General features: G+C 65.9%; 11 protein-coding genes. 5 read left to right on the top strand and 6 right to left on the bottom strand.

Annotated elements, in window-relative coordinates; all coding sequences use genetic code 11:
• Positions 1-1,599 (bottom strand): malate synthase A, encoded by a 1,599-nt coding sequence (gene aceB, locus JCQ34_RS16275; RefSeq protein WP_286399191.1) that lies wholly within the window; start codon positions 1,597-1,599, stop codon positions 1-3.
• Between the two features lie 36 nt (positions 1,600-1,635).
• Positions 1,636-3,087 (bottom strand): NAD-dependent malic enzyme, encoded by a 1,452-nt coding sequence (locus JCQ34_RS16270; RefSeq protein ID WP_286399189.1) that lies wholly within the window; start codon positions 3,085-3,087, stop codon positions 1,636-1,638.
• A 221-nt stretch (positions 3,088-3,308) separates the two neighbouring features.
• Between JCQ34_RS16270 and JCQ34_RS16265 the strand changes: the two genes are divergently transcribed.
• Positions 3,309-4,064: an IclR family transcriptional regulator gene (locus tag JCQ34_RS16265; RefSeq protein WP_286399188.1), complete on the top strand. Its 756-nt coding sequence runs from the start codon at positions 3,309-3,311 to the stop codon at positions 4,062-4,064.
• A gap of 128 nt (positions 4,065-4,192) precedes the next feature.
• Here JCQ34_RS16265 and JCQ34_RS16260 read toward each other — a convergent pair whose 3' ends face one another.
• Together JCQ34_RS16260 and pucL are read right to left on the bottom strand one after the other, a co-directional pair.
• A complete protein-coding gene (locus tag JCQ34_RS16260; protein ID WP_286399187.1) occupies positions 4,193-5,698 on the bottom strand; it encodes a nucleobase:cation symporter-2 family protein in 1,506 nt (501 codons plus the stop codon).
• A gap of 137 nt (positions 5,699-5,835) precedes the next feature.
• Positions 5,836-6,744, bottom strand: a complete 909-nt coding sequence (gene pucL / locus JCQ34_RS16255) for a factor-independent urate hydroxylase (protein ID WP_286399186.1) — start codon at positions 6,742-6,744, stop codon at positions 5,836-5,838.
• A gap of 360 nt (positions 6,745-7,104) precedes the next feature.
• Between pucL and JCQ34_RS16250 the strand changes: the two genes are divergently transcribed.
• Entirely contained in the window at positions 7,105-7,299 is a 195-nt protein-coding gene (locus JCQ34_RS16250) for a hypothetical protein (protein WP_286399185.1), read from the top strand.
• A gap of 203 nt (positions 7,300-7,502) precedes the next feature.
• Positions 7,503-8,498 (top strand): glycoside hydrolase family 16 protein, encoded by a 996-nt coding sequence (locus tag JCQ34_RS16245; RefSeq protein WP_286399184.1) that lies wholly within the window; start codon positions 7,503-7,505, stop codon positions 8,496-8,498.
• A gap of 13 nt (positions 8,499-8,511) precedes the next feature.
• Here JCQ34_RS16245 and ligD read toward each other — a convergent pair whose 3' ends face one another.
• Positions 8,512-9,756 carry a non-homologous end-joining DNA ligase gene (gene ligD, locus JCQ34_RS16240; protein WP_286399183.1) on the bottom strand — a complete coding sequence of 415 codons (1,245 nt, stop codon included), beginning with the start codon at positions 9,754-9,756 and terminating at the stop codon, positions 8,512-8,514.
• Between the two features lie 31 nt (positions 9,757-9,787).
• Positions 9,788-11,158 (bottom strand): 8-oxoguanine deaminase, encoded by a 1,371-nt coding sequence (locus tag JCQ34_RS16235; RefSeq protein ID WP_286399182.1) that lies wholly within the window; start codon positions 11,156-11,158, stop codon positions 9,788-9,790.
• A gap of 402 nt (positions 11,159-11,560) precedes the next feature.
• On the opposite strand from JCQ34_RS16235, the gene JCQ34_RS16230 reads away from it, so the two are divergent.
• Positions 11,561-12,055 (top strand): nucleoside deaminase, encoded by a 495-nt coding sequence (locus JCQ34_RS16230; RefSeq protein WP_056330103.1) that lies wholly within the window; start codon positions 11,561-11,563, stop codon positions 12,053-12,055.
• A gap of 14 nt (positions 12,056-12,069) precedes the next feature.
• A complete protein-coding gene (locus JCQ34_RS16225; protein ID WP_286399177.1) occupies positions 12,070-13,611 on the top strand; it encodes an NCS2 family permease in 1,542 nt (513 codons plus the stop codon).
• The last annotated feature ends 15 nt before the right edge of the window (positions 13,612-13,626 follow it).

The following is a 13,626-nucleotide window of genomic DNA, read 5'->3' as shown; positions in this document are numbered from 1 at the left end:
TCAGCCCACCAGTTCGTACGCGGGCGTGGTCAGGAAGTCCGTGTAATCGTCGGAGAGGCAGATGTCCGCGATCAGCTCGCTGGCCGGCTGGTAGTAACGGCGGAACGCCTCATCGCCAAACTCGGTGCGGAGCCGCTCGGTCTCCTCGCCCAGGACCCGCTCCACCAGTTCCTTGGTCACCGTGTTGCCGGTGTCCGCCAGGATCGACTTGTTGCGGATCTGCTGCCACACCTGGGAACGGGAGATCTCCGCGGTGGCGGCATCCTCCATGAGGTTGTGGATGGCAACGGCGCCGTTTCCGGACAGCCACACCGCGGTGTAGGCGACGGCCACGTAGAGGTTCAGGCGCAGGCCGGCCTCCGTGACCTGGCCGTCCGCGGACTGGACGTCCAAGAGCTGGTCCGCCGTCACGGAAACCTCCGGACGCTGCTTGTCCACCTGGTTGGGCTTGTCGCCGAGGACGGAGTCGAAGACCTCGCGGCAAGTAGGGACCAGGTCCGGGTGGGCTACCCAGGAACCGTCGAAGCCGTCGTTTGCCTCGCGGGTCTTGTCAGCGCGGACCTTTTCGAAGGCGGCCGCGGTGACTTCCGGGTGGCGCCGGTTGGGGATGACCGCTGCCATGCCGCCCATGGCGAATGCCCCGCGCTTGTGGCAGGTCTTCACCAGGAGTTCGGTGTAGGCACGCATGAACGGGGCGGTCATCACCACGGAGGCGCGGTCCGGCAGGACGAACTCCTCGCCGGCGTCGCGGAAGTACTTGATGATGCTGAACAGGTAGTCCCAGCGGCCGGCGTTCAGGCCGGAAGCGTGGTCCCGCAGTTCGTACAGGATCTCGTCCATCTCGAAGGCGGCCGGGATGGTTTCGATCAGCACGGTGGCGCGGATGGTGCCCTGGTTCAGGCCAAGGTAGTCCTGAGCGAACACGAACACGTCGTTCCACAGGCGTGCCTCGAGGTGGCTCTCCATCTTGGGCAGGTAGTAGTACGGGCCCTGTCCGTTGAGCACCAGCTGCTTGGCGATGTGGAAGAAGTGCAGCCCGAAATCCACCAGCGCGCCGACGGCCGGTTCGCCGTTGACCAGCAGGTGCTTTTCCTGCATGTGCCAGCCGCGGGGGCGGGCCACCACGACGGCGAGCGGCGCGTCGGTGCGCAGGCGGTACTCCTTGCCTTCCTCGGAGGTGAAGCTCAACGTGCCCTGGGCCGCGTCGCGGAGATTCAGGATGGCGTCGATGACATTGGCCCAGGTGGGCGTGCTGGCGTCCTCGAGGTCCGCCAGCCACACCTTGGCGCCGGAGTTCAGGGCGTTGATGGCCATCTTCGCCGGCGACGCGGGCCCGGTCATCTCCACCCGGCGGTCCTGCAAAGCCGCCGGTGCCGGCGCAACCTTCCAGTCGCCGTCGCGCACCTCCTTGGTCTCCGGCAGGAAGTCCAGCTTGCCGGTCTCGGCTACCCGCCGCCGCTTGACGGCGCGGGCCGCCAGGAGCTCGTTGCGGGTGCCGGCGAACCGGTTGTGGAGCTCCTCCACGAAGGCCAGTGCCTTGGGCGTGAGGATCTCCTCCGCGCGGTCGATCGGCCGGGGATCTGTGACGGTGATGGCCATTTCTGGTCCTTTCCTATGGCTGGGAAGTCGTGCGGGTCAGGCGGAGGCGAGTGCCGGCGCTGGTTCCTTGGCAGGGTCGGCCGGTTCGGCATCCGTTGCAACGTTTGAGGCGTGGGCTGCGGCCGCGACGGCGGCCGCGACGTCGGCGGTCACGTGGGGGTCGAAAATGCTCGGGATGATGTAGCTCGCATTGAGCTCATTATCATTCACGCGGTTTGCGATTGCCTCGGCGGCAGCCACCAGCATTTCCGGGGTGATGTCGCTCGCGCCGACATCCAGGAGCCCGCGGAAGAGGCCGGGGAAGGCCAGGACGTTGTTGATCTGGTTGGGGAAGTCGCTGCGGCCGGTGGCCACCACGGCGGCGTGCCGGGACGCGATTGCGGGGTCCACCTCGGGGGTGGGGTTGGCCATGGCGAACACGATGGCGTCCTTGGCCATGGAGGCAATGTGCTCTTCACCGAGGATGTTCGGGGCGGAGACGCCAATGAAGACATCGGCGCCCACCAGGGCCTCGTGCAGGCCGCCGGCGAAGCCCTCCCCATTGGTGTTGTCTGCGATCCAGGTGCGGTGGGAATCGTTGTAGGTCTCGCCCTTGTGGATGGCACCGGAGCGGCCTGCGGCCACGATGTGCCGTGCGCCCTGGGCCTTGAGCAGCTGGATGATGGCGGAGCCGGCGGCACCGACGCCGGATACCACGATCCTGACGTCCGCGATCTTCTTGTCCACCACGCGCAGGGCGTTGACCAGGGCGGCCAGGGTAACGATGGCGGTGCCATGCTGGTCGTCGTGGAAGACCGGGATGTCCAGTTCCTCACGCAGGCGCGCCTCGATCTCGAAGCAGCGGGGAGCAGCGATGTCCTCCAGGTTCACGCCGCCGAAGACGGGTGCCAGGAGCTTGACCGTCCGGATGATTTCCTCGGTGTCCTGGGTGTCCAGGCAGACGGGCCAGGCGTCCACGTTGGCGAACTGCTTGAAGAGGGCGGCCTTGCCCTCCATGACCGGCAGGGCCGCGGCGGGGCCGATGTTGCCCAGGCCCAGCACGGCGGAACCGTCGGTAACCACGGCGACGGTGTTGCGCTTGACCGTCAGGTTGCGGGCTGCGGCAGGATCCTCGGCGATGGCAAGGCAAACGCGGGCGACGCCGGGCGTGTAGGCGCGGGAAAGATCGTCGCGGTTGCGCAGCGGGACCTTGGGGACGACTTCGAGCTTGCCGCCGAGGTGCATCAGGAAGGTGCGGTCCGAGACGTGCTGGACTGTGACGCCGTCGAGGGCGTTGAGGGCGTCCTTGACGCGTGCAGCGTGGTCGTCGTCGGTGGTGTTGCAGGTGACGTCGACAACGAGGGTCTCGTGGTGGGACTCGGTGACGTCGAGGGCGGTGATGGCCGCGCCGGCTGCTCCGACGGCTGCGGCAAGTTCGCTGGTGGCGCTGAAGCTTGAAGGCGCTTCCACGCGCAGGGTGATCGAATTTCCGGGGCTGGGGTTCGCCATTGAATGTCCTCCTGTTTGGGCCTGGTCCGGCTTCTGCTCTAATCCGAATGTTTTCGTATTATGGATATTATTATCTACTTTATGGAAACACAACCCCTCCGAATGCGACTGTCCCATCGCATCGCGGTGGGCAACTGTGTGCTGTATGTTGGGTGTTCTAAGCAACTCTTTTCACGATGCGGATAAGAGTTGTCGGATTCCGAGCCATAGGAGACAACGGAATGGCAGAAAAAGCCTCTGGCGGGGTGCAGTCGGTGGAGCGCGTCTTCGAACTGCTGGAGCTCATCACCGATGCCGGCGGAGACGTCACCCTCAGCGAGCTGTCGTCTTCCACGGACCTCCCGCTGCCCACCATCCACCGCCTGCTCCGCACCCTGGTGTCGCTGGGCTACATCCGGCAGCTCCCCAACCGGCGCTACGCACTGGGCCCCCGCCTCATCCGACTGGGCGAAGGTGCCAACAAGCAGCTGGGCGCCTTGGCCCAGCCCCAGCTGAAGATCCTGGTGGACCGGCTGGGGGAGACCGCCAACATGGCCGTGCTGGATTCGGACATGGTCATTTACGTGTCGCAGGTGCCGTCGCTGCACTCCATGCGCATGTTCACCGAGGTGGGCCGCCGGGCCCACACCCATGCCACCGGCGTGGGCAAGGCCATCCTGGCCCAGCTGGACGACGACACTGTCCGCGGCATCGTGGCCCGCGCCGGGATGCCCACCCCCACGCCCAAGAGCATCGGCGATGTGGAGGAACTCCTGGCCGATCTTAAGCTCATCCGCGAGCGTGGCTACTCCATTGACGAGGAGGAGCAGGAGCTCGGCGTCCGCTGCTTCGCCATGGCAGTGCCCAACGCCCCCACGCCCGCTGCAATCTCGGTGTCCGGGCCGGTATCCCGGGTGGATGAGGACTTCGCGGATAAGGCCGTGCCCATCCTCCGCGAAGCCGCCGCGGCGATCTCCCGCGAGCTCAACCGCACCTGACCTTTTGAGGGGCCCACGCCCGCAGGGTTCCCTGGCCGAGCTTGCGAGGTTAGGGTGCGGGTGGGGTACGACGGCGGCCCGCACCTTTCGCGAAAGGTGCGGGCCGCCGTTTTGCGTTTCCCGAACAGTCAGTGCTCTGACGCCTTCTCGGCTGACTGGACGGGAACTTCCTTGCCATCGCAGTCGATGAGCTTGCCGTTCTCGAACCGGTCGCCCTCGGCCAGGCAGCGGAGGTCCTCGGCGCGTACCAGGCGCTCGGTACCGGCGACGAACACGGACTGGTTGTCCGAGTTGCCGGCCCGGAGGTGGTTGAACAGCAGGTTCAGCAGGATGGCCATGACCGCGGCCGAGCTGATGCCCGAGTGGAAGATGGTGCCGAACCAGGACGGGAACTGGTCGTAGAAGGTGGGGGCTGCGATCGGGATCATCCCGAAGCCGATGGAGGCGGCCACCACGATCAGGTTCATGTTGTTCTTGTAGTCCACCTTGGACAGCGTCCGGATGCCGCTGGCCGCGACGGTGCCGAAGAGTACGATGCCGGCGCCGCCCAGGACGGGGGTGGGTACTGCGGCCACCACGCGGCCCAGGACGGGCAGCAGGCCCAGGACCACCAGGATCACGCCGCCGGCGCTGACCACGAACCTGCTCTTGACACCCGTGATGGCCACCAGGCCCACGTTCTGCGCGAACGCGCTCTGGGTGAAGGAGTTGAAGAGCGGGGACACGGCGCTGGACAGCATGTCCGCGCGCAGGCCGTTGCCGATCCGCTTGGAGTCAACCTTGGTGCCCACGATCTCGCCCACCGCGATGATGTCCGCGGAGGTTTCGGTGAGGGTCACCAGGATGACGATCAGCATGGAGATGATGGCGGCGACCTCAAAGGTGGGCGGTCCGAAGGCGAACGGGGTGGGGAAGGCGACGATCTCGCCCTGGCCCACCTTGGAGAAATCGGCCATACCGAAAACGACGGCGATCAGCGTGCCCAGGACCATGGCCAGCAGGATGGACAGGCGGGAGATGGCGGCGCTGCCCACCTTGCTCAGGAGCAGGACGATGCCCATGGTGGCTGCTGCCAGTCCGATGTTCGCCACGCTGCCGTAGTTGGGCGCCTTGTTGTTGCCGCCCATGGCCCAGTTGGCGGCCACCGGCATAAGTGTCAGGCCGATGGTGGTGATCACCGTGCCGGTGACGACAGGCGGGAAGAAGCGGATGATCTTCGAGAACAGTGGAGTGATTAGCAGACCGATCAGCGAGGCCGCGATGACGGAACCGAAGACTGCCTGGATGCCGCCGCCGCCGTGGACGATGGCCACCATGGTGGAGACACCTGCGAAGGAGACGCCCTGGACCAGCGGCAACTGGGAGCCGAAGAAGGGAATGCCGACGGTTTGCAGGATGGTGGCCAGGCCGCCGACGAACAGGCAGGCGGCGATGAGCAGGCCGATGTCCTGCGAGTTCATCCCGGCGGCCGCGCCGATGATCAGGGGCGGGGCGATGATTCCGCCGTACATGGTGAGGACGTGCTGGAAGCCGTAGGCAAACATGCTTCCGATGGGGAGCCGCTGGTCCTCCGGGCGGGCCGGCCGTGCGCCTTTGCCGGCGGCTGCGGGGGCCAGTTTCTTCTTGGTGTTCATGGCAGACTTTCTTGGTTCATGGCAGACGTCATCGTCTGGCTAACTGGTGTCTGGCTAACAGGTGAAGCTATGGGTTTGGGGATGCTGATGGCGGGCCCGGCTATCGAAGTCCGGGCCCGCCGCTTTGTAGCAGCGCTTTAGCAGAAGCCGGCGATGCCCGACCAGGCAGCAGGGGCTGCCGCTGCGTCGTCGCGCTGCACGGTGGCCTCGATCAGGCCGTACGGGCGGTCGGCGGCGAAGAAGACCTCGTTGGGGTTGTCGAGGCCGAACGGCGAGAGGTCCACCAGGAAGTGGTGCTTGTTGGGCATGGAGAACTTGATCTCGTCGATTTCGCTGTGCGCTTCAAGGACCTTGGTGCCCATGTCAAACAGGGTCTGCTGCAGCGCATGGGAGTACTTCTCGGTGAAGCCTTCGAGCAGGAGGCCCTTGACGTCGTCGTAGCTCTTGTTGAAGTCCAGGGTGCTGAAGTCCGTGCCGGTCTTGAAGCGCCAGCGGGCTGAAACGTCCGTGGCCAGGATGCGGTCGGTGGTTTCGGGCAATGTGGTGTAGCGGTCCCGGGGGTAGCCGACAAAGCCGGACTGCGTGGACTTCAGGACGGTCAGATCCTTGAGTCCGGAGATCAGGTGGCTGGTGGCCCCGTCCCGGACCAGGACGGCGGTCCGGACTTCCTGGCCGTTGCGGACGAACGAGTGGTCGTGTTCGCTGCCGTGGGCCTGGATCCGGTTCCAGGCGTAGGACTCAGCTTCCCAGCGACCGCCGTTGACCCAGTCGAAGCTGGAAGTGAAGTGCTCGCCGAGGCGCAGCAGGAACTCTTCCGGGGAGCCGATGCCGTCGCGGGCAAAGGCGTAGATGGTGTTCTTCTGGGTATCCGTGGCCACCACGTGGGCGTTGTCGCCCTCAAGGTGGGCCGCGGCGAAGTCGCCCCGCAGCTGCGAGGTGACGTTCAGGTCCTCAATCTCGTGGCGGTTGCTGTCGCGGGTGATCTTGACGACGCGCACTTCTGCCTTGCCGTACTGGTTCTCGCCGAGGATGATCTTGCTGCTCATGGTCTTTTCCCAACTTCCGGTAAGTGGAACCTAGGTTCCATCACTGAAATTAAGCGCGCGTTTCATGCGCGTTTCCGATGGAGCCGACCCAACAAAAAAGAGCCGGCATCCGTTGATGCCAGCTCATTACGACCCTGCCTGCTGCTCCCAGGTTACGTGACGTGCGCCACGAGTTGCATACCAGCGTACCCCCACAATCCGGTGGTGTACATCACAGATTCAAAAATCACTTTGTGACCGGTTCGGGCGGGCGGGGCCGGGTGGGACGCCGGAGCGGCTATTGACCGCGCCAGTAATCGGGCCCTACTCTTTTCACATAGCAAAAATAGCTTTCCGTAATATGAAAATTAGGAGGTTCCGATGTACCAGCAGGACAACCATTCCGTGTCGGCAACGCCGTCCACAGGAGCCGGCGCAGAGGAGTTCTACCTCCCGCTCGGAGGTGGAATTGATCCGGATCTGTACGTGCCGGAGGACCGCCTTCACCCCACCGGCCGCTTCTCCCGGTGGATCCAGTCTTTGCCTGTTTTCGGTGGCGGGGCCGCACGCCGGTAGAAGCCGGCACGGTGCACGCGCAATTTCGTCGCCTGCGAGTACCCTGCAGTCATACCGCGTGTCGGTGATATGAAAGGCGAGTAGTTGCTACTCGCGACTGCCGGCGGCGCTTCACCTAGCCTTGCACAATAGACGGCAGTCCATGGCCCTGGTGTTCAGCCCAGGACTTGGCCAGCCTCCGTTATGTGCACGGAAGGACAGCGATGCCACAGGCCACAGCCCGCTTGGTGCAGGTCCTGTGCTGCCTGTTGGTCCTGGCGGGGCTGTCGGGAAGTGCCATCCGGCTGCAGGACCCGGTTGATGCGTCTTCGCCCGGCCAGGACCCGTCCGTGCCGGCTGCTGACCCGCTGGCGGGGAAGGCGCCTTCGGATCCCAAAGACGGCGCACCGCAGCAGGCGGCGGAGCCGGGCGGGACTGCTGCGTCCGCTGCGCAGCCACCTGAAGCTGAAGGGACTGGCAAAGCCGACGATTCCCCTGTCGGGGCGGCCGGCGATGACGCCTCCGCCAAAGGCACGCCTGTAGTGGCCAGTAAGGAAGCGGGACCACTCGGCCCTCCAGGGCCGTGGCAGCTGGTGTTGGACGAGGAGTTCGACACTCTTAATACCAGCCTTTGGACTCCCTACTGGTTCCGTGACTGCCACCCCGGATCGACGAAGAACGGCGTCAAGACCTGTTCGGGCAACGTCAAAGTGGAAAACGGAAACGCGGTCCTCCAGTTGTCCGACTCCCAATCCGGAGCGTTGCTCTCCACTAATCCCAAAGACGGCGTTCCGGGCCATGTGGGCTTTCAGTACACCACCGGATACGTCGAGGCCCGGATCTACTTCCCGGGAACCTGCTCGGGCGGCATCCACAACTGGCCTGCGTGGTGGACCACCGGCCAAAAGTTTCCCTCGACCGGCGAGATCGATATCGCCGAGCCGCTTGAGGGCACCATGACCACGGTCTATCACTCCACTGACAGCGACCCCGCCAAATGGTTCGTAGGCTGCTACGCCGGCGGTTACCACACCTATGGCGTGCACCGGAAGGTTGGCGTAAATGACATCTACTTCGACGGCAAGCTTGAGTTCTCCTACGCCACGAACGACGGGAACGCTCCGCACTACCTGATCCTGAACGTCGGCATTTGGGCGGACAAGAAGACCTTGGGACCGGCCGGAGCATTCAAGGTGGACTGGGTGCGGGCCTGGAAGTGACCGGCGCCCGGCGTCAGGAGCCGGGCCGCCCCGGCCACTGCTTGCCGGCCCAGGGGTCGTAGTCCGCAACGAGTTCCTCCTGAACCGGGCGATCGGTGTCGGGAACGTGCTGCAGGTTCACCCGCACGCGGTACCAAAGCGAGCTGGACCCGCGCATCCCGTCAACCAGGACATCAGCGGGCTGCAGGGATTTGACGACGGCGGCGTGCCGGCTTTTCCATTCATCGAGCGCTGCGAGGGCTTCCGGCTTGGTCTTGGTGCGGGCCACCTCGATCAACGGCATGGAGGACTGCCGGCGGCCGGACCCGTTGCCTGACCGGGGGGCCTTCTCGGCGGGGCCCAGCTCTTTTGCGAGGGCCAGGAGCCCGTCCAGCCTGCCCACTGAATCATCGATGCCGGTGTGCGGATCACCGATCCGGGCGTACCGCTCCAAAACCGTGCGCACCGTGAACTCTTCAGGCCGGGCAGTGCGCATCTCCTCCCACGTGACCGGTGTGGAAACGCGGGCATCGGGCAGCGGCCGGACGGAGTAGGCGGAGGCCACGGTGCGGTCCTTGGCGTTCTGGTTGAAGTCCACGAAGACGCTCTCGCCGCGCTCCTCCTTCCACCACCGTGCGGTAGCCAGGCCGGGAGCCCGGTTCTCCACCTCCCGCGCCAGGGTTTCGGCAGCGAGACGGACGTCCTTGTAGGACCACTCGGGGGCAATGCGGACCAGGATGTGCAGCCCGCGCGAACCGCTCGTCTTCGGCCATCCCACCAGGCCTGCGTCCTCCAGCACCTCCTGCGCCACGTACGCCACGTCCACAATCTGCGACCAGCCCACTCCCGGCATGGGGTCAAGGTCCACCCGCAGCTCGTCCGGGCGCTCAAGGTCCTCCGCGCGCACCGGATGCGGATTCAGGTCCAGGCAGCCGAGGTTGATAACCCAAGCCAGTCCGGCAGCATCCCGGATCACGGCTTCCTCCGCCGAGGTCCCGGACGCGTAATGCAGCGTGGTGGTGTCGATGAAGGGAGGGTGGTTTTCCGGCACGCGCTTCTGGAAGAAGGGCTCCGCGTCGATGCCCTTGGGGAACCGCTTGAGCACCATGGGCCTGCCGCCCGCGCCCCTCAGCGCGCCGTCTGCCACCGCCAGGTAGTACTTGACCAGGTCCAGCTTGGTCAGCCGCGGCCCGGGGAACACCACCTTGTCCGGGCTGGAGATCCGCACTTCGATCCCATCGATCTCCAGAACCTCGGGTGGCGTCTTTGACGGTGTCATGGCGCCACGCTAGCAGCGGGCCGGGCGCATGTCAGCCGTTGACCAGCCTCTTTGCCGCCGCCGAGTGGTCCGCAATGAGGCCGGCCACGTCCAGCCCCGGGATCTGCCCGTCCACCACCCGCCACTGCCCGCCCACCATCACCCGGTCCGCCCGGTCGGCGGCGCACAGGAGGAGGGCGGCGATGGGGTCGTGGCTGCCGGAGAAGCGGAGGTCGTCGAGCCGGAACAGCGCCAGGTCGGCCTGCATGCCGGGTGCCAATTGGCCCAGGCCGGTCCGTCCCAGTACGGCGGCGGATCCGCGGGTTGCCCAGCCCAAAGCCCGCTCCACCGGCACATCGGCGCCGTACCGCAGCCTTTGGAGGTAGAGGGCCTGCCGGGCTTCCAGGATCATGTTGGAGGCATCGTTCGATGCCGAGCCGTCCACTCCCAGCCCCACCGGGACTCCGGCGGCCTCCAGTTCCAGGACGCGGGCAGTTCCGGAGGCAAGCCGCATGTTGGAGGTGGGGCAATGCGCGACGCCGGTCCCCGCCGCACCGAGGCGGGTGATCTCGGCGTCGCTGAAGTGGATTCCGTGCCCCAGCCAGGTGCGGTCCGTCAGCCAGCCCACGCTGTCCAGGTAGTCAACTGTCCGCAGGCCGAAAATCTCCCGGCAGAAGTCCTCCTCGTCGAGGGTTTCGGCCAGGTGCGTATGCAGGCGGACGTCCAGCCGCTCGGCCAGGGCAGCGCTTTCGGCCATGATCTCCTTCGTTACCGAAAACGGCGAACAGGGTGCCAGGGCGATCTGGACCACCGCATCGTCCCCGCGCTCGTGGTACCGGCCCACCAGGCGCTCGCTGTCCGCCAGCACCACCTCCGGGTCCTGCACGGTGGACTGTGGCGGCAGGCCGCCGTCGTCCGTTCCCAGCGTCATGGACCCCCGGGTGAGTGTGGCCCGCATGCCCAGCCGCCGGACCGCCTCAACCTCGATGTCCACGGCATCCTCAAGCCCCGCAGGGAAAAGGTAGTGGTGGTCGGCGGCGGTGGTGCAGCCGGAGAGCAGCAGCTCGGCCAGTGCCACCGTGGCAGCCAGTTCCAGGTCCTTCGGCGTGAGCCGGGCCCATACCGGATACAGGTTCTGCAGCCAGGGGAACAGCGGGGCGTTGGCCACCGGACCCCAGGCGCGCGTGAGGGTTTGGTAAAAGTGGTGGTGCGTGTTGATCAGGCCCGGCAGCAGCGCATGGCTGCCGGCGTCGAAGGTCTCCGTGCAGGGCGCAGACGGCTGCTGCCCCGCGGCCAGGACCTCGGTGATAACGCCGTCAGCAACCACCACCCCGCCCGAGGCGTCAAGGGTATTGGCGGTGAAGGCGGCCAGCGGATTGCGGATCCATAAACGGGAGGCGGATGCAGGGGTGGGGAGCGTCATGGCGGTCCTTGTCTGAGCGGAAGGCGGTGCGGTGCGTCCAGCTCAGTGATGCCCTGTCTGCTGATCCAGGTAGCCGTTCCTGCGGGCAGGACGGGTGCTGCCAGCGTAGGGAAACGATCCCGCCTGCGTGAACGCCGGCATTTATGACTGTGGCGGCGGAAGGGAGGTGAAGAGCCCGAAACATGCATTTCACATAGCGAAATTAAATTTCCAGAAAACTATGGCGTAGCCCACAAACCGGTGCTAATCTCGATTCTGCCAAAGGCGGGCACCCGAACCCGGGAAGCTATCTACCAGGCGCAACTTAACCTTCACAGCACATGCTGAAGCCTGGTAACCGTTCGCACCTGGTTTTACTGGTCCTGCGCGGCGACAGGCTTCCCGGCAAAAGGAAGTCGCATCATGAGTACCACCGTCACGGCCGAACAGTTTTTGGCCCGCTCCATCAGGCTGGCAACAGCCAATGTCCTCAACAGCGGAGGCCCGTTCGGCGCCATGATCGTCACGGCGGACGGGCAGACGTTCGACGGCGTCAACCGCGTCACCGCGGACAATGATCCCACCGCCCACGCCGAAGTTACCGCCATCCGCACCGCCTGCCGCGAACTGGGCACCTTCGACCTCAGCGGCGCCACCCTCTACACCAGCTGCGAGCCGTGCCCCATGTGCCTGGCCTCCGCACTCTGGGCACGGGTAAGCCGCGTTGTCTACGCCGCAGACCGCCACGACGCCGCCTCCGTCGGCTTCGACGACGCCGTGTTCTACGAGTACTTTGAAAACCAGGACAGGGATTCCCTGATGCCGGTCTCCAAGCTGGAACTGGGCGATCCCCAGGCCCCGGCCCCGCTGGAGCCCTTCAACACCTGGAACACGCTCGAATCCAGGATCGACTACTAGGCCCGGCGGCTCCGATGACCATCCTGGACCATTCCCACGAGGAGCGTTCGGCTCCAACCACCAGCACCACCCGGCGGGCGCCGCGCACTTCCACGCAGGCAACCGGAACACCGCGGCCGCCGGCGCCGGAATCCTTCCTGGACCGTTTCTTCCAGATCACCCGGCGCGGCTCAACCCTTGCCCGCGAATTCCGGGGCGGCCTGGTCACCTTCTTCACCATGGCGTACATCGTCATCCTGAACCCCCTCATCCTGGGCGGTTTCAGCGCCGACAACGCCCCCACCGACGTCGCCGGCGGCTGGCTCTCCGCAGCCCAGGTGGGCGCCGTCACCGGCCTGACCGCCGGCGTCATGACCATCCTCTTCGGCCTCATCGCCAACCTGCCGTTCGGGCTCGCCGCGGGACTGGGCATCAACTCCTTCCTGGCCGTTTCGGTGATCCACGAAGTTACCTGGCCGGAGGCCATGGGCCTGGTGGTGATCAACGGCATCCTGATCGTGCTCTTCGGCGTCACCGGCGCGCGGACCGCCATCTTCCGGGCCGTTCCCAAAGAGCTGAAGGCCGCCATCACGGTCGGCATCGGCCTCTTCATCGCTTTCATCGGCTTCGTGGACTCCGGCTTCGTCCGGCCCACCGCGGGCGGTCCGCCCGTCCAGCTGGGCGACGGCGGCTCCATCACCTCCGTGCCCACGCTCGTGTTCGTCGTCGGACTCCTGGCCATGGGCATCCTGGTGGCACGCAAGGTCCAGGGCGGCCTGCTCATCGGTATCGTCGGCACCACCGTGCTGGCCGCGGTCGTGGAAGCCATCATGAAAATCGGCCCCGCCAGCTCCACCAACCCCGGCGGCTGGCACCTGAACACTCCCGTTCTGTCCGGCCAGCTGGTGTCGGCCCCGGACCTGGGCCTGGTGGGCCAGTTCGACCTGTTCGGCTCATTCGCCAGGATCGGCGGACTCGCAGCCACCATGCTGGTCTTCACCCTCGTGTTCACCAACTTCTTCGACGCCATGGGCACCATGACCGGCCTGGCCAAGAGCGCCGGCGTCGCGCACAAGGACGGCACGTTCCCGCGGCTGAAGTCAGCCTTCATCGTGGAAGGCTTCGGCGCCGTGGCGGGCGGGGCCACCTCCGGTTCCTCCAACACGGTCTACATCGACTCGGCGGCCGGCATCGGCGAAGGCGCCCGCACCGGCTTGGCCTCGGTGGTCACCGGCCTGCTGTTCCTTGGCTCGATGTTCCTCACTCCGCTCACCAGCGTGGTGCCGCTCGAGGTCGCCGCAGCCGCCCTGGTGGTGGTGGGCGCCATGATGATGGCGCAGATCCGCGAGATCAAGTTCACCAAGTTCACGGTGGCCCTGCCGGCGTTCCTCACCATCGTGACGATGCCGCTGAGCTACTCGATTGCCAACGGCATCGGGGTGGGCTTCGTGAGCTGGGCCGTCATCGGGGCCGCTTCCGGCAAGGCGAAGAAGATCCATCCGCTCATGTGGGTGGTCAGCGCCGGGTTCCTGGTGTACTTCGCCCGCGGGCCCATCAACGCCCTGCTGGGCGGCTAAGTAGTGCCCTTTCCT

Origin of the sequence: Pseudarthrobacter defluvii (assembly GCF_030323865.1) — a bacterium.
Taxonomy (GTDB): Bacteria; Actinomycetota; Actinomycetes; order Actinomycetales; family Micrococcaceae; genus Arthrobacter; species Arthrobacter sedimenti.
The sequence above is the reverse complement of the archived record's forward strand: the minus strand, read 5'-3'. Positions and strand labels throughout refer to the sequence as shown.

Coding starts and splice junctions, on each gene's coding strand:
- aceB (WP_286399191.1), bottom strand. CDS start 1,599: ATGGCCATCACCGTCACAGATCCCCGGCCGATCGACCGCGCGGAGGAG.
- JCQ34_RS16270 (WP_286399189.1), bottom strand. CDS start 3,087: ATGGCGAACCCCAGCCCCGGAAATTCGATCACCCTGCGCGTGGAAGCG.
- JCQ34_RS16265 (WP_286399188.1), top strand. CDS start 3,309: ATGGCAGAAAAAGCCTCTGGCGGGGTGCAGTCGGTGGAGCGCGTCTTC.
- JCQ34_RS16260 (WP_286399187.1), bottom strand. CDS start 5,698: ATGAACACCAAGAAGAAACTGGCCCCCGCAGCCGCCGGCAAAGGCGCA.
- pucL (WP_286399186.1), bottom strand. CDS start 6,744: ATGAGCAGCAAGATCATCCTCGGCGAGAACCAGTACGGCAAGGCAGAA.
- JCQ34_RS16250 (WP_286399185.1), top strand. CDS start 7,105: ATGTACCAGCAGGACAACCATTCCGTGTCGGCAACGCCGTCCACAGGA.
- JCQ34_RS16245 (WP_286399184.1), top strand. CDS start 7,503: ATGCCACAGGCCACAGCCCGCTTGGTGCAGGTCCTGTGCTGCCTGTTG.
- ligD (WP_286399183.1), bottom strand. CDS start 9,756: ATGACACCGTCAAAGACGCCACCCGAGGTTCTGGAGATCGATGGGATC.
- JCQ34_RS16235 (WP_286399182.1), bottom strand. CDS start 11,158: ATGACGCTCCCCACCCCTGCATCCGCCTCCCGTTTATGGATCCGCAAT.
- JCQ34_RS16230 (WP_056330103.1), top strand. CDS start 11,561: ATGAGTACCACCGTCACGGCCGAACAGTTTTTGGCCCGCTCCATCAGG.
- JCQ34_RS16225 (WP_286399177.1), top strand. CDS start 12,070: ATGACCATCCTGGACCATTCCCACGAGGAGCGTTCGGCTCCAACCACC.